Genomic DNA, 24,693 nt, shown 5'->3' with positions numbered 1-24,693 from the left:
CGCCTTTCCGTGTCTGCCGCGCGTCGCAGCAGAGAAGCGAGATTATGCAGACTCGCACTCACATCGTCAACAGGTTTTTTACTTCCACCAACCTGTCGCACATCGTGCAAACCCCCGCCATTGCTGGCGCTCCCGCCTTCCGCACCCCGTTCAACCCAGCCTCACATGAAGGCTCACCGAAGCGCGAAAGACGGCGATTCTAGCGACTCGACTCCGCCCGTGCAAGTGAAATCCGCCATTTATTTTCCCGGCGCCTTTTCGACTTCGCGACGACCGCCATCCGCCGCCACAGCAGCAGCGTCCGCGCTCGCCATTTCGCCGCGCGCGCCCGCTGCGCCCACCGTCCAGTCGTGCACCACGGTATAGGCGACCGCAAGCAGCGTCGGCCCGATAAACACGCCCAGAAAACCGAAGGCAAACGCGCCGCCGAGAATCCCGAGCATCACGAGAATCAACGGCATGTCGCTGCTCTTGCCGATCAGGATCGGCTTGACCACGTTATCGGACATGCCGACCACCACCACGCCCCACACGACCAGGAAGATCGCCCACCCCGTCTCGCCGCCGTGATACAGCCAGATCGCGGCCGGCAGCCACACGACCACCGGACCACCCGGTATCACCGACAGAAAGAACGTCGCGAGCCCAAGCAGCGCAGGCGCGGGCACGCCGGAGATCCAGCAGCCGAAGCCGGCCAGCACGCCTTGCACGAGCGCGGTGCCGAGAATGCCGTAGACCACCCCCTTCACCGTGCTGCCCGCGAGCGCAAGCAGGTAATCGGCACGCTCGCCGGCGACGCGCCGCATGCCGGCATTCAGCCACGCGGCCGCCCCTTCACCGCCCGTATAGAAGAAGAACGCAAGGATGATACTGAGCGCGAGCAGCCCGAGACCGTGCGTCACCGCGAGCGCCGCCGCGAGAATCCACTTGCCGGCCGGCGCCGCCAGCGTGCGCAGCTGCGCGGCCATTTCCGAACTGCTGCTCGTCACGCGCTCCCAGAACGCTTCGATACTCGTTCCGACGAGCGGTATGTGCGCAACCCATGGCGGCAAATCCGGCAAGCCCCCATCGAAGAAACGCTGCACGACCGCGGTGATATCACGCGCATGCGCGCCGAATGCGAACCCCGCATAAACGAATGGCCCGAGCACGACGATCAGGATCATCAGCACCATCAGCGTCGCCGCCCATCTGCGCCGCCCGCCAAGCGCCGCCGCGAGCCTGATGTACAGGCCCCATGAACTGAAGCTGAGAATCGCGCCCCATAGCAGCGCGGTCGTGAACGGCGCGAGCACCAGCAGCGAGCCGCCGACGAGGATGATCAGCGCGAACACGGCCGCGAGCCGCTCGATGAGTTGATCCGATTTCACCATGAGGCTCTCCCTTTGCCGAACCGCGGCGACAGATATCGATGAACGACAAAGCCCGCCCAGTCAGTATAGGGGAGCGCTTCGGCACGCCCTCCGGCCGCGCGCCCGCTCCGCGCGGCAATCCGTCGGGTAGTCCTTCGCAATGCCGACCTCCGGCCGGCGGGTGCGCGTGCCGAACATATCGCGTGATGGAAAGGACTAGAATATATGGTTCTGTGCACACAACCTCCGGATTTATGCGCTCGCGAATAGCTAAACGCCTCCCTCCCGACGCCGACAAACTCGTCGGTCTGTCGCTTGCCCTGTTCGCGTCGGGCAGCCGAACCGAAGATCGTTTCTGGGAAGCAAAACTCGACGCAATGCTTGCCAGAATCGTCCGCAATGGCAATCAGACAACTCTGGATGCCGCGCTGGACCATCTGCAGCAGAACCACCCCGACGCCTATGGCGCGCTCGCCGACATGGCCGAAACGCATAGCGAGTCGCTCGTCGTCGAGCACGAAGGCGTCACCTACGAAGCGCTGCTGATCGCCGCGCCGGTGCTCGCGTGGACGCGCTACGCGATTCCATCGGGCGCGCTGAAGGGCGACGCGTCCGACGCGTTGCGCGCGCACCTGCAGGCGCACGTGCTGGCCGCGGGCACGCGCGTCGCCATGGCGCCGTTCCTCTACAGCATCGACCAGTTGCCGCGCCATCACGTCGAAACCTGGCGGCTCGCGCAGCAGTTGACACAGACCGCGATGAGCGGCGGCATCGCGAAGCTCAACTTCGGCGAGCTGCCCGAAACTTCGCCGATTCTCGCGGACCCGCGCTTTCTGCTCGCGGTGGTCGCGGCCCCAGTCGGCGCGCCGGTGTTTCGCTGGCAGGAAGAAGAACACGGCACGCGCATCGAGCGCGGCCAGTGCCTCGAGCAATGGGCCGCGCAAGGCGGCGCGAACCTGTCGGTCGTGCTGCCGGGCTGCGAGTTCGAATGCCTGCTGCCCGATGCGTACTACTCGGCATGCCGCGATGCGGACGAACGGGTGCGTCCGCATACGGTCCGCACCGCGGTGCGCTATCTGTTCGACACGATCGGCGCGGCGCCGCAGGAATTGCGCGCGGTGGTCGCCGGCTTCGGCGAGCGGCGCATCGACGAGTACCGGATCGGCTTCACGCGGCGCGGCAGCAACGACGTGATCTATGGCGTCGTGTGGCCGCTCTACGGTCGCGAAAACGGCGACCCGGGCATCGATGAGGAACCGCAGGAACCGGGCGCCGAAGAAGGTCCGCTCGAAGAAATCGTCGCGCTGCTGAAGGAAACCGGCGTCACCGAAATCCGTCGTCATGCGGGCCGCTTCGAGCCCGAATATTGCGATGACTGCGGCGTGCCGCTTTATGCGGATCCGCTCGGCGAGATCGTGCATGCAGAAATGCCTGAAGACGCTGAGCCCGCACAGCCGCATTTCCACTAACTGCACGCGCTGTTCTTAAGAACAGCGCCAAACAGCGCTATGAAGCCCCGCCTGACGCGGGGCTTTTTTCATTTTTGTGCACTGATCCTATGCCTATCGGACAGGCGGTCATCCGTTAAGGAATTTGTCATTATCGGATTGGTGGGTGACGCATCGCCGCGCAACAGTCTCTAACGTTTCGCGCGCATCACGACACCTCGATCGACTCATCAGGAGGCATGGCAATGCGTTTTTCGCTTCTCAATTCAGACGCCGAACGGCGCGAAGGGCTCAAGGCACTGCTGCGGCAGATCGACCGGAAAGCCCGCTTCAACGAAGCACAAGACTGGCGTCAGGCCGACCGCATCTTGCGGCGGCATCCGCCGGAGCTGCTTGTGATCGACTGGCAGGACTGGATGACCGTCACGGATGCGCGCGCGCTCTTTGTGGACCATCCGGGCATGCCGGTCGCGGTGCTCACCGACGACACGTCGCCGGATTGCGTCCGCGGCCTCGTCGAAACAGGCGTGTGCGGCGTGATTCCTCGCTCGACGGACCCGCGCCTCATCGTGCGGGCGCTCGAACTCGTGCTGCTGGGCGGGCACTACATCCCGCCTGGTGCGCTTGCGCTCGAGCCCCCGGTGGTCACGATCACCACGGTGGCGAGCACACCGGATACGACGGGCGAGACCGGTGGCAATCCAGGCGGCAACGCGGGCGGCAGCCCCGCTGCCCTTCCCGCGCCCGCCGAAGGTGTGCCGCGGCGGCCCGAGTTCTTCGCGCCGCCGGCCAGGCGCACGCGCTTCGCAGGGGGACTGTCGCCTCGCCAGGAGCAGATCATGCGCTGCGTCCATATGGGCAGCACGAACAAGATGATCGCGCGCGCGCTCGGCATAAGCGAAGGCACGGTGAAAATCCACCTGACCAGCATTTTCCAGCAGCTCGGTGCGCCGAATCGGGCGGCCGCGGTGGCGATCTATAACGGCTGGCTCAATGCTCAGCTCGAGGTGTTGCGCACGAGCCAGGAAAGCGCCGAACGCCCGGTGCGGGGCCAGCCCGGCGTCGTGCCGCTGCGCAGGCGCACGCGGCGCAAGTTCAAGTATCCGTTGCCTGCGAACGACACTGCGACGCCGTTGCCCATCGCGGCCGAAGCGACCACGCCATTCGACGAAGCGGCACCCGCCGCGACGCCGGAACCGGCCGGCGACGCGGGTCGCGACGCAGGCGCCGGGCCCACCGACCCACCGCAGGCAAGCACGCAGGAAGGCGAAGCCACGGATGCCCCACGCGACGGCTGGCACGGAATCCGCTCACACGTTTCGCCGTCCAACGAGTAATATGAGACACATGGGTTTCTTCTATACTCCGCTTCCGCTATGGGTCGCTGCCGGTGGCTCGATCGCCGCTGCGGCGCTGCTCGCGCTCGCGCTGTCGAGGAACCCTTTCAAACGTCTTCAAGACTCGGTGTTGCAGCATGTCTGGCTGGCGATCATCGTCGCGGTGTCGGTGCTGTGGGCAAGCAATGCGTGGCTCGAAGACGGCACCGTGCTGCATCTGCTCGGCGCCACGCTCGTCGTCACGCTATTCGACTGGGCGCTCGCGCTGCTGGCCATGGCCGCGGTTGCGGGCCTCGCGGCCATCGTCTTCGATGCACCGTGGCAAGGCATCGCGCTCACGTTTCTTGTGTTCGGCGCGTTGCCGGTCGGCGTGTCCGCGTTGCTACAGCGCATGGGCAAAGCATGGCTGCCGCGCAGCCTCTTCATGTTTATCGTCGGCCAGGGCTTCGTGTCGCCGGCCATCGCGGTGACGGCCGCATCCGCCGCCGCGCTGGCCACGCATATCGGCCTTTCCGACGGCTCGCCGAAGGTGATCCCGGCCGGCTACGTGTTCAGCGTGTTTCTGCTGGCCTCGGGCGAAGCCTGGTTCACCGGCATGGCCACCGCGCTGATCGCCGTTTATCGGCCCGCATGGGTCACGACCTACGACGTGCGCCGCTATCGTCTCGGCGGCCCGCGCACCTGACCGCCGCCGCATCTGCGCGCAACCTGCGCGCCGTCCGTTCACGACGGCGCAAAATATTTGTGTCACGATTGAACTCCTTTTGGCATCAATGCATCTTATTTGGCTGATGTCGCAATCGTGCTTCAGTTTCATGCAGCTATTGCGTTCGACTCGCGCTTGATGCGCGTGACGGGCGCGTCACTCACTACAAGATGGATCGCACCAACGTACCGCGCCGGTTGCTGCGGTTGGTCGGCCGGATCGCGGTATGGACCGCGGGCGTCGCGCTCGTGTCTCCCGCCCTTGCCGACCAGCTCGAGCAACACAATCAGCTCGTCAATCAGTTCGTCAACGACATGCACGCCGACCCGCTCGTCGCGGACTGCGCGGCGCACGGCAACTTTGTCGCCAGCACGTCCACCGCATTCGATCACGTCGAATTCCCGCCCACCGCGTTCGATAGCGTGCATGCGTCGGTCACGCCGTGGAATGACGCGTTCGACGAAGGCAAGCAGCGCGTGAAGGTCGACAGCATCGTGACCGTCGACGGCTTCGGCATTCGCAGCAATGGCGGGGATCCGACCGAGTTGCACTTCCGCTGCGGCTATGTCGGCTCGCAGATGCTGGCGTTCTCGTGGAATGACCCGGTGCCGCCGTTGCGGCCGGTGGTGAGCCGCGCTGCAACGGCCGACAGCGTGCCGAGCGCGCACGGCAAGCACGTCGCACACGGCAACGCGTCGTCAACGAAGAAGGCTGCGGGAAAGACGTCGAAGAAAGGCTCGACCAAGGCCACGAAAGCCGCGAAAGCGACGGCGAATTCCAGCGCGAAGTCCACCGGCAAATCGGCAGGCAAATCATCGTCGTCAAAATCGACGGCTCACAAGACGAACGCGTCGACGACAAAGAAGAAGCATTGATAGCGCGGTCGTGCGGGCGCGCAGCATCGCTCGCTGCGGCCTGGGTTCATCGGTCGATTGATGTCCGCATCTTTACCACGCCTGTCCGATATCGATAGCTGATACCCAATGCGCGCAGCGCCGCACAACACAGCGGCCGCATCACCGCATCATCGCACCGCCCCATCCCGTCATCGCGCAACGGCACGACACGTTACGCGAACGCCTGCACGTGCCACAGGATCGCCTGCAACATCGCGGCGCCCAGCGCCGCGCTGCGCTCGCCGTTCCAGCCGACGCGCTCATCGGGCAGATTCGCGTTGTCCTTGAACGGCATTTCGAGCGTCAGCGACAGGCAGCCGAATTCATTGCCGATAAATTTCGACGCAAGCCGCAACGCATCCTGCCGATACTTGCTCGCCTCGTACCCGTACCTGTCCTGGAAATCGGGGCTTGCCTGCTTGAACGCTTCGATAAACGCCTTCTGCTCGCGCGCCTGCTGCTCGGTGAAGCCCGGCAGCATCTCCGAGCCGGCAACGAACACATACGGCAGCGCTTCGTCGCCGTGAATATCGAAGAACAGATCGCAGCCGGTCGCGCGAATCGCGTCGCGCACGACCAGCACTTCAGGACTGCGCGCGGCATCGGGCTCCATCCACTCGCGATTCAGATTCGCGCCGGCCGCGTTGGTGCGCAGGTTGCCGTGCACACTGCCGTCCGGATTCATATTCGGCACGATGTGGAACACCGCATGATCGTAGAGCTTGCGCGCCACCGCGTCGCCCGCCCAGTCGCCCCAGCCCGCGAGCCGCTTCACGAGGCCTTCGACAAACCATTCGGCCATCGTTTCGCCCGGATGCTGGCGCGCGATGATCCAGACGCGTTTCTTTTGCGCGCTACCTGCGCTGCTCGCCGCGCCCGCAGCGCGGGCCGCATGCGCGTCGTCCGCTTCAGGCGTGCCGAGCGTCAGCATCGAAACCGGGCGGCCTTCGACCGTCTTGCCGAGCTCCGTCAGCGTCGCGTGCGGCATCTGCTGCACCGCGCCGAGAAATTCCGCGTGACGCTCTTCGCTATACGGCTCGAAGTACGCGTAGTAGATGCGATCGAAGTCGGGCGTGTGATCGATCGTCAGCACGCGGCCGTCATAGGAGGTCGGCACGCGGAACCAGTTCACGCGATCATAGCTCGCCATCGCGTGATAGTTGCGCCAGCCTTCGGCGAACGCACAATCGCCGGCGTTCTCGAACTTCATCACGCAGCGCTCGCCGCGCGCGCCCGACACGCGGAAGTAGAACCATTGCGCGAATTCCGCATGGCTATCGCGGCGCACGCGCAGACGGATATCGCCGGCCCGCTCGCAGGACAGTACCTCGATTGCACCGGCGTCGAAGTTGCTCGTGATCGAAAGCGTCATGGTCTACTCCTGCCCTGCTGATTTACGCTGCTGCGGATTGTGCCGATGACGGCGCGCTCAACTCGCGACGCGCCGGCGAAAGACATAGGTATCGTCGTTCGACGCATTGGCATCGAACGCATAGCCTTCCGCATCGAAGCCTTTGAGTTCTTCCGGCGCGGCGATGCGGTGTTCGACCGCGAAGCGCGCCATCAGTCCGCGCGCCCGCTTCGCATGGAAGCTGATCACCTTGTAGCGTCCGCCCTTCCAGTCTTCGAAGACCGGTGTGACGACCGGCGCATCGAGCCGCTTCGCCTTCACGGACTTGAAGTACTCGCCGGACGCGCAATTGATCAGCACGCGCGCCGCGCCCCTGTTGCGCTTGAACTGCGCATTCAATGCTTCCGTGATGCGCTCGCCCCAGAACGCGTACAGGTCCTTGCCGCGTGCGTTCTGAAAACGCGTGCCCATCTCGAGCCGGTAAGGCTGCAGCAGATCGAGCGGCCGCAGCAGTCCATAGAGACCGGACAGCACGCGCACGTGCTGCTGCGCGTAGTCGAGATCGGCGGCCGACAGGCTGCGCGCTTCGAAGCCTTCGTAGACGTCGCCGTTGAACGCGAGCACCGCCTGCTTCGCATTGCCTGTGTGAAAACGCGGCGACCAGTCCGCGTAACGCTGGAAATTCAGCTGCGCGAGCGGATCGGAAATGCTCATGAGCGTGGCGATCTGCTGCGGCGACAGACGCCGCAAGCCGTCGATCAGTTCGGCCGCATCGTCGACGAAATCGGGAATGGTATGCCTGCTGACGTGCGGCGGGGTTTCGTAGTCGAGCGATTTCGCCGGCGACAGAACGATTATCATAGAGGCTTTCAGGCACGCCGTGCCTGGCGGTCAAAAGACGAAAGCCCGATTGTAGCGAATGTCACGCATGCCCGGTTCCCCTGCCCCACGTACTGCGCCCGATGTGTCGACGCCTGCGTCGCCCGACGTGCGGCCCGACGTGCTGCTCACCGTGCGGCCCGATGGACAACCCGCCGTGCCCGCGAGCGCGCCGCCGCCGCATGTAACCCAGCCGAACCCGCAGACGCCGCACATGCCGCCACATGCACCCCCGCCTGCACCCTTGCTTGCGCCCCCGCCTGCACCCAGAATCGTGCTCGATTCGAACGTGTGGATCGACATTCTCGTGTTCGACGATCCGCACACGCGCCCGATTCGCGCGGCGCTCGAACGAGGCGCGCTATGCGCGCTGATCGACGCGCGCTGCCTCGCCGAGCTCGCCTATGTGCTCGACTATCCGCAGTTCGCGAAACGCGCGGTCGACAAGGAAGCGGCGCTTGCCACCGTCGCACGTTTGACACAGCTGATCGAACCGGCCGCGTCCGACGACGATGCGGCCGCTGCGTGCGCGCTGCCGCAATGCAAGGATCGCGACGACCAGAAGTTTATCGAGCTCGCGCACGCAGGCCGCGCGCACTGGCTCGTATCGAAGGACCGCGCAGTGCTGAAACTGGCGCGCCGCATCGCCCGGGACTTCGGCTTCCGGATCGCCCAGCCGGCACCCTTCGTCGAAGCGTGCCTGTCGAGCCATGAGGAGCCCGCGCCCGCATAGCGCAATGCACGTGCAAAGCCGGCAGCGCGGCTGCCGGCATTTCCGGTTACAGTGACTTGCCTCTGCACCAGCCACACCCGACCGACCTCACTCACCTTCGCCCATCGCTTCAGGACCGCGCCATGAATGCACCGAACGACACGCCCGTCACGCCTTCGTTTCCGTCCCGCCTGCCGACCGTCGGCACGACGATCTTCACCGTGATGAGCGCGCTCGCGGTCGAAAAGAACGCCGTGAACCTGGGTCAGGGCTTCCCGGATTTCGAATGCGATCCGCGCATCATCGATGCGGTAACGGACGCGATGCGCGGTGGACACAACCAGTACCCGCCGATGGCCGGCATCGCGCCGCTGCGCGAAGCGATCGCGGAGAAAATCGCGAACCTGTACGGCCGCCGTTACGATGCGGCAAGCGAGATCACGGTCACCGCGGGCGCGACGCAGGCGTTGCTGACCGCGATTTTGTGCGCAGTCCATCCGGGCGATGAAGTGATCGTGATCGAGCCGACCTACGACAGCTACCTGCCGTCGATCGAACTCGCCGGCGGCAAGCCGGTGTTCGTCACGCTCGATGCGCCGGACTACGCGATTCCATTCGACAGGCTCGCCGCCGCGATCACGCCGAAGACGCGCCTGATTCTGATCAACACACCGCACAATCCGACCGGCACGGTCTGGCGCGCGGACGACATGCGCAAGCTCGAAGCGATTGTCCGCGGCACGAATGTGCTGATCCTCGCCGACGAAGTCTATGAGCACATGGTGTACGACGGCGCGCCGCATGAGAGCGTCGCGCGTTATCCGGAGCTCGCGCAGCGCAGCTTCGTCGTGTCGAGCTTCGGCAAGACGTATCACGTGACGGGCTGGAAGGTCGGCTATGTCGCGGCGCCCGCGGCACTGACCGCCGAATTCCGCAAGGTGCATCAGTTCAACGTATTCACCGTGAACACGCCGATGCAGCTCGGCCTTGCGCACTATATGCAGGACCCGGCGCCGTACCTGAATCTGGCCGCGTTCTATCAGAAGAAGCGCGACTATTTCCGCGCGGGTCTCGCGAATTCGCGCTTCAGGCTGCTGCCGTGCACGGGCACGTACTTCCAGTGTGTCGACTACTCGGCAATCAGCGACCTGCCGGAAGGCGAGTTCGCGCAGTGGCTCACGCGCGAGATCGGCGTCGCGGCCATTCCGGTGTCGGCGTTCTATCACGAGCCGCATGAATCCGGCGTCGTGCGCTTCTGCTTCGCGAAGAAGGAAGAGACGCTCGCCACCGCGCTGGAACGGCTGGCGCGCCTCTGATCGAAACCACACCGCGCGTTTGCTGCAAGCGCAGCGACGGAACCTGAAACGGGCGTCGCCGCAACAAGCGGCAACCAACCGCTGCACGGCCGGCGCGGCCAGCGCTATGTGTTGCGCGTCGCGTCCATATACGCCTTGCGGTCGGCGGTCACGCGCTGCGCGGCCGGGCGCGCATTGACCACCTTCCAGTAGCTTTTCCAGTCGACGCCTGCATCGAGCAGAAAGTCGCGCCCATAAACCTGCCGCGTCGCGAGACCGACAAGCGGCAGATGCACGAAGCCGCTGAAATCGGCGGCGCCGAACTTTTCCCCGCGCAGATACGGGCCAAACTGCGCGAGCCGCGTAAAGCCGCGAATATGGCGCGTGAGCAGCTTCTCGACCCGGCCTTTCGTCGCATCAGTTACCACGCCGCCGAAAAACGCCTGCTTGTACAGATTGCGCGCGACCAGTTCGAGATGCAGATCGACGAACAGCATCATCTCCCGCTCCTTCGCCGCCTCCCATGGATCGCGCGAAAAGATCGCCTTCTCCGGATAGCATGCGCACAGATATTCGAGAATGGCCTGCGATTCGCACAGGCTGCCGTGTTCGGTCAACACAAACGGCACCTTGCCGAGCGGTGAATGCGCCAGCATCGCGTCGTCCTGACTCGCCGGCACATGGTGTTCTTCGAATGGAATCTCGTGTTCGAGTAGCGCAAACTTGATCTTGTTGTAATAGTTGGACAGCGAGAAGCCGCATAGCGTAATCATTCGATGTCTCCCTTTATCGTCAGGCATGCGGACTGCCTGCGTTGAAACCGTGCCGGAGGCATCCCGCGACTGCAAAGGAAACCTTGCTAGCCGGCACGCTCGTGCTATTTTAAGCTCAACCTGGAGACGCCCCCGCATGACGTCAATCGCTCGCCCCTACGCTATTGAAACCATCGGCATCGTCGGCACCGGCGCGATGGGCCGCGGCATCGCGCAGATCGCGGCGCTCGCCGGTCTCGGGGTACGGCTGTTCGACACGAATCCCGCGGCCGTCGGCGCCGCGCGCGACTACCTCGCCGATACCTTCGCGAAACTGACCGCCAAAGGCAAGCTCGACGAAATTCACGCGCGCGCCGCGCTCGGCGCGGTCTCCGGCGCACAGGCGCTCGCGGAATTCGCCGACTGCGATCTCGTCATCGAAGCGATCGTCGAAAAACTCGACGCGAAGCGCGCGCTCTTTCGCGAGCTCGAGGCGATTGTCAGCGGCCGCTGCGTGCTCGCGTCGAATACGTCGTCGCTGTCGATCACCGCGATTGCCGCGGGCTGCAGCGATCCGTCGCGCGTGGCGGGCTATCACTTCTTCAATCCGGTGCCGCTGATGAAGGTCGTCGAAGTGATCGACGGGCTGCGCAGCGATCCGGCCGCCGGCGACGCGCTGATGGACCTCGCGCGCCGTATGGGCCACACGCCGGTGCGCGCGAAGGATATGCCCGGCTTTATCGTCAATCACGCGGGACGCGGGATGAATACCGAGGGCCTGCGCATCGCGGACGAAGGCGTCGCGCGCTTCGTCGACATCGATCGCATCATGCGCGAGCAGGCCGGCTTCCGGCTCGGACCGTTCGAACTGCTCGATCTGACCGCGCTCGATGTATCGCATCCGGTGATGGAGTCGATCTACCACCAGTTTTATGAAGAGCCGCGCTTTACGCCGTCGCCGATCACCGCGACGCGGCTCGCGGGCGGTCTTATCGGGCGCAAGGCGGGCGAAGGGTTCTACCGGTATGTCGACGGCAAGCAGCAGGTGCCGCCGGAGCCGCCCGCGCCCACGGGCTTGCCGGCGCGCGTGTGGATCAGCAACCGGCATCCGCACGCGCACGACGCGGTGCAGGCGCTCGTCGCGCGGGCTGGCGTGCCGCTCGATACCGGCGCGAAGCCGGCCGCCGATGCATTGATCGTCGTTACGCCGTTCGGGCTCGATGCGACCACCGCCGCGCTCGACGAATCACTCGATGCGACGCGCGTCGTCGCCGTCGACGCGTTGTTCCCGCTCGTCGATGCGCAACGCCGCACGCTGATGACGACGCCCGCGACCACGCGCAGCGTCCGCGACGCCGCGCATGCGCTGTTCGCCGCCGACGGCGTGCCGGTCACGGTGATTCGCGATTCGACGGGCTTTGTCGCGCAACGTGTGGTCGCGACGATTGTGAATATCGGCTGCGATATCGCGCAGCGGCAAATCGCGACGCCGCACGATATCGACCTCGCGGTCACCCTCGGCCTTGGCTATCCGCGCGGCCCGCTCGCACTCGGCGACGCGCTCGGCGCGCGTGTCATCCTGACGATCCTGCGCAACCTGCATGCGGTGCTCGGCGATCCGCGCTACCGTCCGTCGCCGTGGCTCGCGCGCCGTGCGCAACTCGGCCTGTCGCTCACGCAATCCGACGCGGCCGATAGACATCCGGATACCGGCGACAGCGATCGCCCCACTCAATCGAAGGAGCCCTCTCAATGACCGCCGAACTGCTCGCCACGCGTCCTGCCGAAAGCGAAGCGACCCTTGTGCTGACGCTGTCGAATCCGGGCGCGCGCAACGCGCTGCACCCCGACATGTACGCGGCCGGCATCGAAGCACTCGAAACGGCGGAACGCGACGCGTCGGTGCGCGCGATCGTGCTGACCGGCGCCGACCAGTTCTTCTGCGCGGGCGGCAACCTGCACCGGCTGCTCGAGAATCGCGCGAAAGACGCGTCGGTGCAGGCGGCCAGTATCGATCTGCTCGGCGAATGGATCGCGACATTGCGCGCGTCGACCAAGCCGGTGATCGCGGCGGTCGAAGGCGCGGCGGCGGGTGCGGGCTTCTCGCTTGCGCTCGCGTGCGACCTGATCGTCGCTGCCGACGACGCGAAGTTCGTGATGTCGTATGCACAGGTCGGCCTCACGCCCGATGGCGGCGGCTCGTGGTTTCTGACGCATGCGTTGCCGCGCCAGCTTGCGACCGAAGTGCTGCTCGAAGGCAAGCCGATCGGCGCGACGCGCCTTTACGAACTGGGCGTCGTGAACCGGCTCGCGAAAACCGGCACGGTGCGCGACGCGGCGCTCGCGTGGGCCGACGAACTCGGCAAGCTGTCGCCGCATGCGACCGCGCAGATCAAATCGCTGATCGGCGCAGCCGGCACGCAGCCGCTCGATGCACACCTTGTCGCGGAACGCGACAGCTTCGTCGCGTCGCTGCAGCATCGCGATGCGCTCGAAGGCATCAGCGCGTTCCTCGACAAGCGCGTGCCCCATTTCAAGTAAACGAGACTGCGCACGATGCCGTCCTATCAATTGCCCAAGCGCCGCCGGATCTATCTGATGCGTCATGGCGACGTCACGTACTTCGACGACTCGGGCCGCATGATCGACCCGGATACGGTGCCGCTCAATGCAAACGGCCGCGAACAGGCGAGCGCGGCGGGCCGCGCGTTCGCTGAGCATCGGATCCGCTTCGATCGCGTGATCGCGAGCGGTTTGCCACGCACGGTCGAGACCGCGCGGCGCGTGCTCGACGAGACCCGTCAGCAGATCGACATCGAGCTCGAGCCGGCATGGCTCGAGATTCGCGGCGGCAAGCTCGGCGGTATTCCGGATGCCGATCTCGAAGCGGCGTTTCTCAGCGTCTTCGATGGGATCGTGCCGGAAGACACGCGCTTTCTCGGCGGCGAAACGATCGGCTCGCTGTTCGACCGGACGCTGCCCGCGCTTGCCGCGCTGCGCGCCGACCACACGTGGGATTGCGTGCTGCTGGTGCTGCATGGCGGGGTGAATCGCGCGATTCTGTCGCACGCGCTGTCGGCGGGCGGGCGTACGTTTTTCGGTCATATCGCGCAGGCGACCGGGTGTATCAATGCGCTCGATGTCGGCGATGCGCCGCGCGACTGGGTGCTGCGGCTGATCAATCATTCGCCGCCGGCGCCCATGCATCATGAGATTCGCAATACGACGATGGAAATGCTGTATGCGCAGTTTCGGCAGACGAGGAGTGGGTAGGAGCGTCGGAATTTATGGGCGAGTGCTGGTGGGCGCTGAAGCGCTAACTCGCGCTAATGCGGCATGGGGCGGGAGTAGGCGCTGAAGCACCAACTCCCGTCGACTCACAAATAAAGGAGGAGACAATGCCGCAATCGACGACCACATCCGGCGCCGCACCCGGCACAACCGACTATTCGGCCTTCATCGGCACGCGCCCGATAACGGCTCACCAACGCGTCGATACCGACGCACTCACCGCGTGGCTCGCCGCGAACGTCGACGGCTTTATCGGACCGCTCACGCTCGAGCAATTCGCAGGCGGTCAGTCCAATCCGACCTTCAAGCTGATCACGCCATCGCGCGCCTATGTGATGCGCACAAAACCCGGCCCCGCAGCGAAGCTGCTGCCCTCCGCGCATGCGATCGAGCGCGAGTATCGCGTGATGCACGCGCTGCATGACACCGACGTGCCAGTCGCGACAATGCTCGCGCTTTGTGAAGACGAAAGCGTGATCGGTCGCGCGTTCTACGTGATGGAGTTCATCGAAGGCCGCGTGCTGTGGGATCAGTCGCTGCCCGGCATGACCTGCGACCAACGCGCGGCCCTCTACGACGAGATGAACCGCGTGATCGCCGCGCTGCATAGCGTCGATCCGGCCGCAGTCGGCCTCGCCGGCTACGGCAAACCCGGCAACTACCTCGCGCGGCAAATCGGCCGCTGGAGCAAACAATACCAGGCGTCCGAAACCGAACCGATCGACGCGATGCAGCGTCTGATCGAATGGCTGCCGCAGCATATTCCGCCTGAGCCGCCCGACGACGCCGCGCGCGTATCGATCGTGCATGGCGATTACCGGCTCGACAACCTGATTTTTCATGCGCAGGAACCGCGCGTGCTAGCGGTACTCGATTGGGAACTGTCGACGCTCGGCGACCCGCTCGCCGATTTCGCGTACCACTGCATGGCGTGGCACGTCGATCCCGCACAGTTTCGCGGCATCGCGGGCCTCGACTGGCGCGCGCTCGGCATTCCCGACGAGACAGCGTATGTCGAACGCTATTGCGCACGCACCGGCTTCACAATGCGCGGCGACTGGAACTTCTACCTCGCATACAACATGTTCCGCATCGCGGCGATTCTGCAAGGCATCATGAAGCGCGTCGTCGACGGAACGGCGGCCAGCGCGCAAGCAGTCGACGCGGGCCGCCGCGCGAGGCCGATGGCCGAGCTCGCCTGGCGTTACGCACAGAAAGTGCGCTGATACGCACACGCAACACACGTTGCAGATGCACGCGACGCATCGATTCCGACCGATTCACGATACGAGGGCTCAGATGAATTTCGACTACACCCCGAAAGTGCAGGCGCTGCGAGAAACGCTGCTCGCGTTCTTCGATGAGCACATCTACCCGAACGAGCAGGCCTTCGCCGCCGAGATTGCGCGCAACCGGCAGGACGGCAATGCATGGGCGCCGACCGACCTTATCGAAACGCTGAAGCAGCGCGCCCGCGACGCGGGCCTGTGGAATCTGTTCCTGCCGGCCTCGCAGCGCGGCGCGGGACTGACGAATCTCGAATACGCGCCGCTGTGCGAGATCATGGGCCGCGTGCCGTGGTCGCCCGAAGTGTTCAACTGCAATGCGCCCGACACCGGCAATATGGAAACGCTCGAACGCTATGCCAGCGAAGCGGGCAAACGCGAATGGCTCGAACCGCTGCTGCAAGGGCAAATCCGTTCCGCGTTTCTGATGACGGAGCCGGAAGTCGCGTCGTCGGATGCGACGAACATTCAAACCCGCATCACACGCGACGGCGACAGCTATGTGATCAACGGCCACAAATGGTGGTCGACGGGCGCGGGCGACCCGCGCTGCAAGCTCTATATCGTGATGGGCAAGACCGATCCGGACGCGCCGCGTCACCAGCAGCAGTCGATGATTCTCGTGCCCGCGGACGCGACCGGCATTACCGTGCGTCGGCCGCTGACCGTATTCGGTTATGACGACGCGCCGCACGGTCATATGGACATCACGCTCGACAACGTGCGCGTGCCGGCGTCGAACCTGCTGCTGGGCGAAGGCCGCGGTTTCGAGATTGCGCAGGGACGCCTCGGTCCCGGGCGCATTCACCATTGCATGCGGCTTATCGGCCTGGCGGAGCGCGCGCTCGAACTGATGTCGAAGCGCGTGCTGCAGCGCGTCGCGTTCGGCAAACCGATCGCTGCGCAGAGCGTCACACAGGAACGCATCGCCGAGGCGCGCTGCATGATCGAGCAGGCACGCCTGCTGACACTGAAGACCGCCTGCATGATGGATACCGTCGGCAATAAAGGTGCGCGCGGCGAGATTGCGATGATCAAGGTCGTCGCGCCGAACATGGCGTGCCAGGTGATCGACTGGGCGATCCAGGCGCACGGCGCGGCCGGCATGAGCGACGATTTTCCGCTCGCGTATGCGTATACCTGCGCACGGACGCTGCGTTTCGCGGACGGCCCGGATGAAGTGCATCGCAACGCGATCGCGAAGCTCGAACTGGCGAAATACACGGACGCGAACCTCGCGCCGCGCGGCGACGACGGTCAGGAAGCGGGCGCCTCGAAGTAGTGCAGCGTAATGAATTCGGCGATGCAAACCGGCCGCTCGCTATCCTGCCGCTCGAGTGTGACGCGCCACACCGCTTGCACGCCGCCGTCGGCGGCATCGGTGGCGCGCATCACCGCGAAGCTCGCGCGCACCTGTGAGCCGACCGGCAACGGCGCGGTGAAGCGCACGCGGTTGAGCCCGTAATTGACGCCGAGCCGCTGCACGAACGGCACAGTGCGATCGAGTAACACCGGAATGAGCGACAAGGTCAGAAAGCCGTGCGCAATCGGCCCGCCAAACGGCGATTCGCGCCGCGCGCGCTGCGGATCGACGTGAATCCACTGACGGTCGCCGGTCGCTTCGGCAAAGCGGTCGACGCTCGCCTGATCGATCTCGACCCACGGGCTCACCCGCGGCGCCGCGCCGATCAGCGCGCGCAGGCTTTGCGCGCTATCGATGCGCGTGATCTCCATATCAGGCGTCATGCCGACGCTCCCGGATTGCGCAAACCGAAGATCACTTTCGAGCGTACGGTAATCACGGTCTCGCCGTGCTGATTGACGCCGTCCCACTGCGTCGACACGATGCCGCGATCCGGCTTGCTCGACGACACGCGCTTGTCGAGCACCGTGCTCGTCATGCGGATCGTGTCGCCGGCACGCACCGGCTTCAGCCAGCGGATATCGTCGATGCCGGGCGAGCCCATCGAGGTCGAGCCGGCAAGTGCATTGCGCACCAGCATCCCCATCATCACCGAACAGGTATGCCAGCCGCTCGCGATCAGCGTGCCGAACGGCGACGCCGCGGCCGCATGGTCGTCCACATGGAACGGCTGAGGATCGAACTGTGTGGCGAACGCGATAATCTCGTCGCGCGTAAAGGTGTGCTCGCCCACTTCGTACGGCTTGCCGACTTCGAAATCTTCGTAGCTCAAACCCATCTTTGTCCCCAGGTCAGTGAAACGATCGGCGCTCAAGCGTCGACGGGTGTGAAACCCGGCAACGCCGCAAAGCGCGCGAGATGATGATCGACGTCGCCAAGCGTCGTTTCGATAATCGCCAGACGCTTGAACAGATGCGCCGCCGCCACTTCGTTCGTCATCCCCATGCCGCCGTGCAATTGAATGGCCTGCTGGCCGACGAAGCGCGCCGCCTGACCGATTCGCACCTTCGCCGCGGAGACCGCGCGACGCCGCTCATCCGCATCGTCGCTTGCATAGCGGACTGCCGCCAGATACGTGAGCGAGCGCGCCTGCTCGGTGTGAATCATCATCTCGACCATACGATGCTGCAGCGCCTGAAAACGTGCAATCGGCGTACCGAACTGCTCGCGTGTTTTCGTGTACTCGATGGTTGCATGATTCAGCGCATCGAGTGCGCCGAGCGCCTCCGCGCACAGCAGGACGATGCCGTAATCCGCGACGCGTTCGAACACGGCCGCGCCGGCGGGCGCGCCGATCAGCCAGCGCGCGGGCGTGTGCGCGAACTGCAGCGTCGCGGCCCGCTGGCCGTCGATGGTTCGATAATCGGTGATGGCGACACCTGCCGCGTCGCGCGCAACGACGAAGAGCGCCACGTCGCCGTTGATGCGGGCGGGCACGATCCAGCAATCGGCCTGGGCGCCGTGCTGCACGATCGACTTCGTGCCGTCGAGCAGATAGCGGTCGCCTTGCAGTGCGGCCGTCGTTGCGATCGCAAACAGATCGTAGCGCGCAGCCGGCTCATGAAACGCAACCGCAAGTTTCAGCGCGCCCTGCGCGACGCGTTCGAGCAACTCGGTGGCGTTGGCATCGAGGTCGCTGCCGCGACTGGCGCCTCGCTCACTGTTTTGGCCGCTGTTCTGGCCACTGTTCTGCGCGCTGTTTTGCACACTGCTGCCGTGTGCACCCGCCAGCCGCAGCGCCTCGGCGCCCACCATCGTCGCCCAATACGGCTCGACGACGAGCGCACGCCCGAGTTCCTGCATCACGACCAGCATATCGACCGCGCCGCCGCTAAATCCGCCGTACGCTTCGGGCACCGGCAACGCGGTCAATCCGAGTTCGGCGAACGCAGCCCAATGCGTGTCCGATACGCCTGCGTCCGAATGAATGATCGCGCCGCGCGCATCGAACCCGTATTGCGCGTCCAGATAACGGCGCAGTGCGTCGGCAAGTTGCCGCTGTTCGTCGTTGAAGCTGAAGTCCATACGCCGCTCCTCACAACCCGAGCATCATCTGCGCGATGATGTTCTTCTGGATTTCGTTCGAGCCGCCGTAAATCGATGTTTTACGGTAGTTGAAGTAGTACGCGGCGAGCGGCGCGGCATCGTCGTCGCCGGCCACGCTATGCGCACGCTCGCCTTCGAGGAACGGCACGTCGAACGGCGCGGCGAGCGGCCCGATCGCTTCGACCATCAGTTCGGTGAGGCCCTGCTGGATCTCGGTGCCCTTGATCTTCAGCAGCGACGCCTCCGGGCCGGGCCCGCGCCCCTGCGCTTCGTTCGCGACGACGCGCAGCACCGTCACGTCGAGCGCCATCAGATCGATCTCGAGGTTCGCGACCTTCGCGGCGAACACCGGGTCGTGCAGCAACGGCGTGCCGTTCTTCCGCTGCGCGAGCGCAAGCCGTTTCAGGAATGCGAGCTCGCGCTGCGAAGCCGCGACGCGTGCGATACCGGTACGCTCATGGCCCAGCAGATATTTCGCGTAGGTCCAGCCGCGATTTTCGTCACCGACGAGATTCTCGAGCGGCACCTGCACGTCGTCGAAAAACACTTCGTTGACTTCGTGGTCTTCGTCGAGCGTGATGATCGGCCGCACCGTGATGCCGGGCGTCTTCATGTCGATCAGCAGGAACGAGATGCCTTCCTGCTTTTTGGCGTCGCCGTCGGTGCGCACGAGGCAGAACATCATGTCCGCATGCTGGCCGAGCGTGGTCCACGTCTTCTGGCCGTTCACGACGTAGTGACCGTCGCGGCGCTCGGCACGCGTGCGCAGCGACGCGAGATCGGAGCCCGCGCCGGGCTCCGAGTAGCCCTGACACCACCAGTCGGTGCCATCGAGAATGCGCGGCAAATACCGGTGTTTCTGCGCGTCGCTGCCGTATTTCATCAGCACCGGCGCGACCATCGACACGCCGAACGGCAGCACAACCGGTGCGCCGATGCGCGCGCACTCGTCGTCCCAGATATGGCGTTGCGTCGCGTTCCAGCCGGGGCCGCCGTATTGCGCGGGCCACGCGGGCGCGGACCAGCCGCGTGCACCCAGCAGCTTGTGCCAGCTCGCGTAATCGGCGCGATTCAGACGCTTGTGCCGGAGAACCTTGTCGCGCAGCGTGTGCGGCAGATTCGCCTCGAGCCACGCGCGGACCTCGGCGCGAAACGCGTTGTCGGCGGGTGTGGTGTTCAGATCCATGCGCGCAGTCTCCCTGCCGCGGCCACATCATGCATCGCCGCCGGGACGCCGCGCAGGTTATTGCAGCGGCTCTTTCAGCGCGGCAGGAATAGGCAGCGGCATCACGTCGATGCCTTCTTCGACGAGGGCTTTCGCGTCTTCGGGTGTCGTGACACCGCGAATGTTGCGGGCGGGCGCCTCGTTGTAGTGAATGCGCCGCGCTTCCTCGGCAAAGCGTTCGCCCACGTTCTCGGTCTTTTCCAGCACCTCGCGCAGCGCCTGCATCGCGCGCGCCTGCCATTCGCGAGCCTGCTGCGACTCACTCGCCGCGGCAAGCGGCTTCGCGTCGCTCGTCGCGCCCGACAGGTTCAAACGCGGCGCGGACGGCAAACGGCTCACCTGCTTCGCACCGCAAATCGGGCATTCGACAAGCTGCCTTTTCGACTGCGATTCGAAATCGTCGGCGGAGGCAAACCAGCCTTCGAACCGATGGCCGTGCGAACACTGTAAATCGAGGACCTTCATCTGGAATCTGGGCTTGCGTACGAGTTTAGCGCAAAAAAGTGGTTTGTGAACGGTCGTTCGCAAAGGTTTGGTCATCGCCGCGCGCCGGTTTGGCGCGCGCACAGCCGGTGAACGGAGGCTTTGTCATGATCGTCTGCCGCCGGTACTTCCATCTACCGGTGCGGCCGTGTAGCGCAATAGTACTCCGCTGCTCCCACACAGTACCGGGGCCGCGTTTTGCGTGGTGGTTCTTTTCCGGCCAGCCCCGGTTGCCGCTCGATCGACCCTCGTCAGCCTTCAACCGGCGCCGGCATCTGCCATGCGCCGGACAGGAATTTCTCGAGCCAGAAGGTGCCGATGATCGTCTTCACGTCGCTGAGCTCGCCGGTGCGCACCCACTCGGACACTTCCGGCACGGTCGCGGTGAAGATCTCGATAAACTCGCCCTCGTCGAGCTTCTGCTCGCCCGCCGTCAGGCCGCGCGCGAGATAGATGTCGATAAACTCGGTCGAATACGAAATGATCGGATGGATGCGCGTGAGGTAGATATACTCGCGCGCGGTGTAACCGGTTTCCTCTTCCAGCTCGCGCTTCGCGCAGGTCAGTTCGTCCTCGTTCGGGTCGAGCTTGCCGGCCGGGTATTCGATCATCACCTTGCCGGTCGCATAGCGATACTGCCGTTCCATCAGCACACGGCCATCGTCGAACAGCGGAATCACCATCACCGCGCCGGAATGCACGACGTATTCGCGCGTCGCCTCCTTGCCGTCAGGCAGGCGCACGGTGTCGCAGTTGACCGTCATAAACGGCCCCTGGTAGACGCGCTTGCTGGACAGGCGCGTCTCGGTCAGTGTTGCGTGATGTTCTTCTGGAAGCGATTCCGGATGCTTGGGATGCTCAGCCATAGGCGACCTCTGGACGACCAGCTGGCGCCGCGGCCGAAACCATCAGCGCCGTTTGACGAGATATTGAAACGCGAAACCCGGAAAGGAGAATACGACGAACAGGCTGAAAGTAATTGCGTAAAATTGCCAGCCCTGCTCGAAGCGGTTCCCGGCGCGCGCTTCGAGCATGAAACCGATCGCGCCCACGACAAAATACAGCACGATCATTTCGCCGATTCGGATCCACGCGCTTTTCTTCGCGGCCCGCAACGGCACGAGCGCGAACAGACGCTGATTCACAAACGGCAGGTTGGCGCCGGCCAGCGCCAACAGCACAATAAACCACCCGGCTGCCGACATCGATCAGAGCGGCAACGTGTGCGAGATAGCCTGCAGGCAGACCGTCATCAGCGGGCCCGGCACGATGCCGAGCACGACGATCGCAATACCGTTCAGCGTGAGCAGCAGACGCTTGCTCGAATCGGCGGCAATCACCGACGTGTCCTGCGGGTCGTCGAAATACATCAGCTTGACGATACGCAGGTAGTAGAACGCGCCGAACAGCGACGTGATCACCGCCAGCACCGCGAGCCACGTGAGGCCGGCATTCATCGTCGCCTCGAGCACCGCGAGCTTCGCGTAGAAGCCGACCGTCGGCGGAATGCCGGCGAGCGAGAACATCATCACCATCATCACGAACGCGTACACCGGGTTGCGCTGGTTCAGGCCCTTGAAGTCGTCGAGCGTGTCGGCCTCGAAGTCCTTGCGGCCGAGCAGCATCACCACGCCGAACGAGCCGAGCGTCGTCACGAGGTAGACGATGCTGTAGAACATCGCCGAACCGTACGCGCTCGCAGCGGAACTCGTCTTGCCGTCGACCACGCCGGCCAGCAGCCCGAGCAGCACGAAGCCCATATTCGAGATGGCCGAATACGCGAGCATGCGCTTCACGTTACGCTGCACGATACCCGTAATGTTGCCGACGATCAGCGACAGCGCCGCGAGAATGACGAGCATTTCCTGCCAGTCGACCGCGAGCGGCAGCAGGCCCATCACGAGAAAGCGCAGACCCCATGCGAACGCCGCGACCTTCGGGCCGCCGCCGACGATCAGCGTCATCGCGGTCGGCGCGCCCTGGTACACGTCAGGCACCCACATATGGAACGGCACCGCGCCCATCTTGAATGCAATACCCGCGACGATGAAGATCACGCCGAACAGCAGCACGACGTCGTTGATACGGCCCGATGCGACCGCCTTCAACACCTCGTTCAGTTCCAGCGAACCGGTCGCGCCGTAGAGCATCGAGATGCCGTACAGCAGGAAACCGGAGGCGAGCGCGCCAAGCACGTAGTACTTCATGGCCGCTTCGTTCGACTGCGACGCATCGCGGCGCAGCGCGATCACCGCGTACAGCGACAGCGACATCAGTTCGAGGCCGAGATACAGCGTCAGGAAGTTGTTGCCTGAAATCATGATCAGCTGCCCGAGCAGCGAGAACATGCCGAGCAGGTAGAAGTCGCCGCGGAACAGATTGCGGTCTTCCAGATACTTGCGCGAGTAGATGATCGAGACCGTGTAGCCGAGCGTCACCACCGCCTTCATCAGGCTCGCGAACGAGTCGACCACGTACATCCGCGAGAAGAAGTAGTGCTGTGCCGGGTCGAGTGCCTGCACCGCGAACCAGATACCGGCGACCAGCGTCGACACGAGCGAGATCAGATACGTGGTGCGCCGGCCGGCCTGGCCGGCGAACGTATCGTTGAGCCACGCGACGACGACCGCGGCCATCACCAGCGCGTCGGGGAGCAGAGCACTCATAGGGGCGTTTTGCATGATTTTCTGATTCCTCCGCTCTGCCCTACTGGGACAGCGGCAGCTTCGACTGCGACACGTGGGTAAGGAGGTTCTCCACGGACGCATGCATCACTGAAGAGAAAGGCTTCGGGTACAGGCCCATAAACAGCGTCAGCGCGGCGAGCACGATCAGCATGAAGAACTCGCGGCCGTTGATGTCGATGAGCTTCCTCACATGGTCGTTGCCGACCGCACCGAAATACACGCGCTTGTACATCCACAGCGTGTACGCGGCGCCGAGAATCAGCGTGAACGCGGCGCCGAACGCGATCCAGAAGTTGTACTGGACCGCGGCCAGGATCACCATGAACTCGCCGACGAAACCGGAGGTGCCCGGCAGGCCGCAGTTCGCCATCGCAAACAGCATCACGAATGCGGCGAACTTAGGCATCGTGTTGACGACGCCGCCGTAATCCGCGATCTGACGCGTATGCATGCGGTCGTACAGCACGCCGATGCAAAGGAACATCGCGCCGGACACGAAACCGTGCGAGATCATCTGCACGATCGCGCCTTCGACACCCATCTGGTTGAAGATAAAGAAGCCGAGCGTGACAAAGCCCATATGCGCGATCGACGAGTACGCGACCAGCTTCTTCATATCGGCCTGCACCATCGCGACAAGGCCGATGTAAATGACCGCGATCAGCGACAGCGTGATCACGACCGGCGCGAGGAAGTGGCTCGCGTCCGGCGCGATCGGCAGCGAGAAGCGCAGGAAGCCGTACGCGCCGAGCTTCAGCATGATCGCCGCCAGTACCACCGAGCCGCCGGTCGGCGCTTCGACGTGCGCGTCAGGCAACCACGTGTGCACCGGCCACATCGGCACCTTCACCGCGAACGCGAGGAAGAAGGCGATAAAGAGCAGCACCTGCGGCGTCATCGGAATCTGCGCGGCGTGCCATGCGGCGAGATCGAACGTGCCGGTCTGCGTGTACAGATAGATCAGGCCGACCAGCATCAGCAGCGAACCCATCAGCGTGTACAGGAAGAACTTGAAGGCCGCATACACGCGGTTCGCGCCGCCCCAGACGCCGATGATGATGTACATCGGGATCAGCGTCGCTTCGAAGAACACGTAGAACAGCATGCCGTCGGCCGACGAGAACACGCCGACCATGATGCCCGACAGGATCAGGAACGCCGCCAGATACTGGCCGACATTCTTCGTGATCACTTCCCATGCGGCGATCACGACGATCACCGTGATCAGCGCAGTCAGCACGACGAACCACATCGAGATGCCGTCCACCCCGAGGTGGTACGTGATGTTGAAGCGCTCGATCCAGTTCGCCTGCTCGACGAACTGCAGCTTCGCCGTGTCCGGATTGAAATCCGTCATCAGCGGAATCGTGACGATCAGGCTCAGGATCGAGCCGACCAGCGCGATCCAGCGCGCCGGCGCCGGATTGCGATCGGATCCCACTGCCAGCACGATCAGGCCGAAGACGATCGGCATCCAGATCGCAATGGAGAGAATCGGGTAGTTATACATGGTGTCTCCTCGCG

Annotated in this window: 25 protein-coding genes; 12 read left to right on the top strand and 13 right to left on the bottom strand. The window is 64.4% G+C overall.

The genetic code is table 11. The features are described from left to right. On the top strand, positions 1-203 hold a 203-nt coding region (locus HV675_RS32265), incomplete at its 5' end, for a hypothetical protein (protein ID WP_217478263.1). Between the two features lie 36 nt (positions 204-239). On the opposite strand, the gene HV675_RS25955 is transcribed toward HV675_RS32265, so the two are convergent. Continuing rightward, complete coding sequence (locus tag HV675_RS25955; RefSeq protein ID WP_175114315.1) at positions 240-1,373, bottom strand: AI-2E family transporter; 1,134 nt, start codon at positions 1,371-1,373, stop codon at positions 240-242. Positions 1,374-1,606: 233 nt separating this feature from the next. On the opposite strand from HV675_RS25955, the gene HV675_RS25950 reads away from it, so the two are divergent. The 4 genes from HV675_RS25950 to HV675_RS25935 all read left to right on the top strand — a co-directional run bounded on the left by HV675_RS25950 (position 1,607) and on the right by HV675_RS25935 (position 5,718). Further along, entirely contained in the window at positions 1,607-2,821 is a 1,215-nt protein-coding gene (locus HV675_RS25950) for a DUF2863 family protein (protein WP_175114314.1), read from the top strand. Positions 2,822-3,045: 224 nt separating this feature from the next. Next, complete coding sequence (locus HV675_RS25945; protein ID WP_175114313.1) at positions 3,046-4,137, top strand: response regulator transcription factor; 1,092 nt, start codon at positions 3,046-3,048, stop codon at positions 4,135-4,137. A gap of 10 nt (positions 4,138-4,147) precedes the next feature. Beyond that, positions 4,148-4,822, top strand: coding sequence for an energy-coupling factor ABC transporter permease (locus HV675_RS25940; RefSeq protein WP_175114318.1), 675 nt, complete (start codon positions 4,148-4,150; stop codon positions 4,820-4,822). Positions 4,823-5,013: 191 nt separating this feature from the next. Then, positions 5,014-5,718 (top strand): BspC domain-containing protein, encoded by a 705-nt coding sequence (locus tag HV675_RS25935; RefSeq protein ID WP_175114312.1) that lies wholly within the window; start codon positions 5,014-5,016, stop codon positions 5,716-5,718. Positions 5,719-5,911: 193 nt separating this feature from the next. Here HV675_RS25935 and HV675_RS25930 read toward each other — a convergent pair whose 3' ends face one another. Next, positions 5,912-7,111 carry a M14 family metallopeptidase gene (locus tag HV675_RS25930; RefSeq protein ID WP_175114311.1) on the bottom strand — a complete coding sequence of 400 codons (1,200 nt, stop codon included), beginning with the start codon at positions 7,109-7,111 and terminating at the stop codon, positions 5,912-5,914. 57 nt (positions 7,112-7,168) lie between these two features. Further along, on the bottom strand, positions 7,169-7,951 hold the full coding sequence (gene yaaA, locus HV675_RS25925; RefSeq protein ID WP_175114310.1) for a peroxide stress protein YaaA: 783 nt from the start codon (positions 7,949-7,951) through the stop codon (positions 7,169-7,171). Positions 7,952-8,183: 232 nt separating this feature from the next. On the opposite strand from yaaA, the gene HV675_RS25920 reads away from it, so the two are divergent. Continuing rightward, the gene (locus HV675_RS25920; RefSeq protein ID WP_175114317.1) at positions 8,184-8,702 is read left to right on the top strand and encodes a putative toxin-antitoxin system toxin component, PIN family; all 519 of its coding nucleotides are present in this window, start codon (positions 8,184-8,186) and stop codon (positions 8,700-8,702) included. Between the two features lie 122 nt (positions 8,703-8,824). Further along, positions 8,825-9,997, top strand: a complete 1,173-nt coding sequence (locus HV675_RS25915; RefSeq protein WP_175114309.1) for a pyridoxal phosphate-dependent aminotransferase — start codon at positions 8,825-8,827, stop codon at positions 9,995-9,997. A 104-nt stretch (positions 9,998-10,101) separates the two neighbouring features. On the opposite strand, the gene HV675_RS25910 is transcribed toward HV675_RS25915, so the two are convergent. Beyond that, positions 10,102-10,749, bottom strand: a complete 648-nt coding sequence (locus tag HV675_RS25910; RefSeq protein ID WP_175114308.1) for a glutathione S-transferase family protein — start codon at positions 10,747-10,749, stop codon at positions 10,102-10,104. A 136-nt stretch (positions 10,750-10,885) separates the two neighbouring features. On the opposite strand from HV675_RS25910, the gene HV675_RS25905 reads away from it, so the two are divergent. The 5 genes from HV675_RS25905 to HV675_RS25885 all read left to right on the top strand — a co-directional run bounded on the left by HV675_RS25905 (position 10,886) and on the right by HV675_RS25885 (position 16,587). Beyond that, positions 10,886-12,484, top strand: coding sequence for a 3-hydroxyacyl-CoA dehydrogenase (locus HV675_RS25905; protein WP_175114307.1), 1,599 nt, complete (start codon positions 10,886-10,888; stop codon positions 12,482-12,484). Further along, on the top strand, positions 12,481-13,269 hold the full coding sequence (locus HV675_RS25900) for an oxepin-CoA hydrolase, alternative type (RefSeq protein ID WP_175114306.1): 789 nt from the start codon (positions 12,481-12,483) through the stop codon (positions 13,267-13,269). Before HV675_RS25905 ends, HV675_RS25900 begins: the two co-directional genes overlap by 4 nt. Before the next feature lie 15 nt (positions 13,270-13,284). Further along, complete coding sequence (locus HV675_RS25895; protein ID WP_175114305.1) at positions 13,285-14,001, top strand: histidine phosphatase family protein; 717 nt, start codon at positions 13,285-13,287, stop codon at positions 13,999-14,001. A 125-nt stretch (positions 14,002-14,126) separates the two neighbouring features. Further along, complete coding sequence (locus HV675_RS25890) at positions 14,127-15,245, top strand: phosphotransferase (RefSeq protein WP_175114304.1); 1,119 nt, start codon at positions 14,127-14,129, stop codon at positions 15,243-15,245. Between the two features lie 73 nt (positions 15,246-15,318). After that, positions 15,319-16,587, top strand: a complete 1,269-nt coding sequence (locus HV675_RS25885) for an acyl-CoA dehydrogenase family protein (protein ID WP_175114303.1) — start codon at positions 15,319-15,321, stop codon at positions 16,585-16,587. On the opposite strand, the gene HV675_RS25880 is transcribed toward HV675_RS25885, so the two are convergent. From HV675_RS25880 to HV675_RS25840, 9 genes are all read right to left on the bottom strand, one after another. Continuing rightward, a complete protein-coding gene (locus tag HV675_RS25880; protein ID WP_175114302.1) occupies positions 16,563-17,051 on the bottom strand; it encodes a MaoC family dehydratase in 489 nt (162 codons plus the stop codon). The genes HV675_RS25885 and HV675_RS25880 overlap by 25 nt on opposite strands. Further along, positions 17,048-17,506, bottom strand: a complete 459-nt coding sequence (locus tag HV675_RS25875) for a MaoC family dehydratase (RefSeq protein WP_175114301.1) — start codon at positions 17,504-17,506, stop codon at positions 17,048-17,050. The genes HV675_RS25880 and HV675_RS25875 overlap by 4 nt, the downstream gene beginning before the upstream one ends. Before the next feature lie 32 nt (positions 17,507-17,538). After that, positions 17,539-18,753 (bottom strand): acyl-CoA dehydrogenase family protein, encoded by a 1,215-nt coding sequence (locus HV675_RS25870; protein WP_175114300.1) that lies wholly within the window; start codon positions 18,751-18,753, stop codon positions 17,539-17,541. Between the two features lie 10 nt (positions 18,754-18,763). Beyond that, positions 18,764-19,960 carry an acyl-CoA dehydrogenase family protein gene (locus tag HV675_RS25865; protein ID WP_175114299.1) on the bottom strand — a complete coding sequence of 399 codons (1,197 nt, stop codon included), beginning with the start codon at positions 19,958-19,960 and terminating at the stop codon, positions 18,764-18,766. A 57-nt stretch (positions 19,961-20,017) separates the two neighbouring features. Next, positions 20,018-20,464: a DUF1178 family protein gene (locus HV675_RS25860; RefSeq protein ID WP_175114298.1), complete on the bottom strand. Its 447-nt coding sequence runs from the start codon at positions 20,462-20,464 to the stop codon at positions 20,018-20,020. Between the two features lie 269 nt (positions 20,465-20,733). Then, on the bottom strand, positions 20,734-21,348 hold the full coding sequence (locus HV675_RS25855; RefSeq protein WP_175114297.1) for an NUDIX domain-containing protein: 615 nt from the start codon (positions 21,346-21,348) through the stop codon (positions 20,734-20,736). Positions 21,349-21,390: 42 nt separating this feature from the next. Further along, positions 21,391-21,687, bottom strand: coding sequence for a DUF2818 family protein (locus HV675_RS25850; RefSeq protein ID WP_175114296.1), 297 nt, complete (start codon positions 21,685-21,687; stop codon positions 21,391-21,393). A 3-nt stretch (positions 21,688-21,690) separates the two neighbouring features. Further along, positions 21,691-23,163 carry an NADH-quinone oxidoreductase subunit NuoN gene (nuoN, locus tag HV675_RS25845; protein WP_246270540.1) on the bottom strand — a complete coding sequence of 491 codons (1,473 nt, stop codon included), beginning with the start codon at positions 23,161-23,163 and terminating at the stop codon, positions 21,691-21,693. Positions 23,164-23,188: 25 nt separating this feature from the next. Next, positions 23,189-24,679, bottom strand: a complete 1,491-nt coding sequence (locus HV675_RS25840) for an NADH-quinone oxidoreductase subunit M (RefSeq protein ID WP_175114294.1) — start codon at positions 24,677-24,679, stop codon at positions 23,189-23,191. Between the last annotated feature and the right edge of the window lie 14 nt (positions 24,680-24,693).

Origin of the sequence: Paraburkholderia solisilvae (genome assembly GCF_902859875.1) — a bacterium.
In the GTDB taxonomy this organism is placed as follows: Bacteria; Pseudomonadota; Gammaproteobacteria; order Burkholderiales; family Burkholderiaceae; genus Paraburkholderia; species Paraburkholderia solisilvae.
The sequence above is the reverse complement of the archived record's forward strand: the minus strand, read 5'-3'. Positions and strand labels throughout refer to the sequence as shown.